We start from the raw sequence: 2,229 nt of genomic DNA on the forward strand, positions 1-2,229 counted from the left end.
CCGCGGGCCGCCATCGACGTGCTCGTCGGGGGGCTGAAGCGGCTCGAGTACCGGGGCTACGACTCGGCCGGTGTCGCACTCGTCGGTGACGACGGTGTGCTCTCGACGCACAAGCGCGCGGGCAAGCTGGGGGTGCTGCAGGGGGACCTGGAGCGGAGCCCGCTGCCCGACGCGACGACCGGCATCGGCCACACCCGCTGGGCCACGCACGGCGGGCCGACCGACGCGAACGCCCACCCGCACCTCGGCGACGACGGCAAGCTGGCGCTGATCCACAACGGCATCATCGAGAACTTCTCGGCGCTGAAGGACGAGCTGCAGGACGACGGGCACACCTTCACCAGCGAGACCGACACCGAGGTCGCCGCGGTGCTGCTCGGCAGCGAGTACCGGAAGGCCGGCGACCTGCTGACCGCCTTCCGTGCGGTCGTGCGACGCCTCCACGGCGCCTTCACCCTGCTGGCCGTGCACGCGGACGAGCCCGGGCTGGTCGTCGGCGCCCGCCGCAACTCGCCGCTCGTCGTCGGGCTCGGCGACGGCGAGCAGTTCCTCGGCTCCGACGTCGCGGCGTTCGTCCAGTACACCCGCCGAGCGCTGGCGATCGGGCAGGACCAGATCGTCGCGATCCGGCCGGAGGGTATCGAGCTGACCGACTTCGCCGGCGCTCCGGTCGAGGGCGAGGAGTACGAGATCGCCTGGGACGCCTCCGCCGCCGAGAAGGGCGGCTGGTCGAGCTTCATGGCGAAGGAGATCAGCGAGGAGCCGGAGGCGCTGGAGCAGACGCTGCTCGGTCGCATCCACGGCGGCCGCGTCGTGCTGGCCGAGATCGCGGACGGCTTCCCCGACGACGTCCTGCGCGACGTGGACCGCATCGTGCTGCTCGGCGCCGGTACCGCCGCGTACTCCGCCATGCTCGGCAAGTACGCGATCGAGAAGTGGGCCGGCGTGCCGGTCGAGGTCGACCTCGCCCACGAGTTCCGGTACCGCGATCCGGTGCTCGGACCGAACACGCTCGTCGCCTCCATCAGCCAGTCCGGCGAGACGATGGACACGCTGATGGCGGTGAAGTACGCCAGGGAGCGCGGCGCCCGCACGCTCTCGATCTGCAACACCCAGGGCGCGACCATCGCGCGCGAGTCCGACGCGGTGCTCTACACGCGGGCGGGACCGGAGGTCGCGGTCGCGTCGACGAAGGCATTCACCGCCCAGGTCGTCGCGCTGTACCTCTTCGGCCTGCACCTCGGCCGGGTCCGCGGCGAGCTGACCGACGAGTCGTCGCACGCCCTCGTCGCCGAGCTGCAGGCGCTGCCCGCGAAGCTGCAGGAGGTGCTCGCGCAGGGCGACGAGATCCGCGAGATGGCACGGCAGATGTCGGACACCCGCAGCGTGCTGTTCCTCGGGCGCCATGTCGGGTACCCGGTGGCGCTCGAAGGCGCGCTGAAGCTCAAAGAGCTCGCGTACATCCACGCGGAGGGCTTCGCCGCCGGCGAGCTGAAGCACGGGCCGATCGCGCTGATCGAGCCGGGGCAGCGCGTCTTCGTGATCGTGCCGAGCCCCCGCGACTCCTCCAGCCTGCATCCGAAGGTCGTCTCGAACATCCAGGAGATCCGCGCCCGCGGTGCCCACGTGCTCGCGATCGCGGAGTCGGGCGACGTCGCCGTGCTGCCGTTCGCCGACGAGGTGCTGCGCATCCCGCTGGCCGGCACGATGTTCGAGCCGCTGCTCGCGGTGGCGCCGCTGCAGATCTTCGCCATGGAGCTCGCGGCCGCGAAGGGACTCGACGTCGACCAGCCGCGCAACCTCGCGAAGTCCGTGACGGTCGAGTGATCATCGGCATCGGCGTCGACGTGGTCGACATCGCACGCTTCGGACGGTCGCTGGATCGGACGCCGCCGCTGCGCGATCGGCTGTTCGCGCGCAGCGAGCGGGATCTGCCGCTCTCCTCCCTCGCCGCCCGCTTCGCGGCGAAGGAGGCGCTGATCAAGGCCGCCGGCGACTCGAGCGGCTTCACCTGGCAGGACATGGTGGTGCGGAGCGACGCGTCGCGCCGCCCGGTCCTCGTGACCTCGGGCGTGGTCGCGACCCGGCTCGCGCTGCTCGGCGTGACGACCACGCACCTGTCGCTCAGCCACGATGCGGGCATCGCCTCAGCGTTCGTCGTGCTGGAGGGCTGACCGGTGCGCCGACCCCCCGCCCGCACGGCCGTCACACCGCTTCGCAGCGCGCCGC

At 71.9% G+C, this 2,229-nt stretch carries 2 protein-coding genes; both read left to right on the forward strand.

Translation table 11 applies throughout. The features are described from left to right. The first annotated feature begins 12 nt into the window (after window positions 1-12). Window positions 13-1,827 (forward strand): glutamine--fructose-6-phosphate transaminase (isomerizing), encoded by a 1,815-nt coding sequence (glmS, locus tag ACFE67_RS06570; RefSeq protein WP_375406069.1) that lies wholly within the window; start codon window positions 13-15, stop codon window positions 1,825-1,827. After that, entirely contained in the window at window positions 1,824-2,174 is a 351-nt protein-coding gene (locus ACFE67_RS06575) for a holo-ACP synthase (protein ID WP_375406066.1), read from the forward strand. The genes glmS and ACFE67_RS06575 overlap by 4 nt, the downstream gene beginning before the upstream one ends. The last annotated feature ends 55 nt before the right edge of the window (window positions 2,175-2,229 follow it).

Origin of the sequence: uncultured Amnibacterium sp. (genome assembly GCF_964244015.1) — a bacterium.
Taxonomy (GTDB): domain Bacteria; phylum Actinomycetota; class Actinomycetes; order Actinomycetales; family Microbacteriaceae; genus Amnibacterium.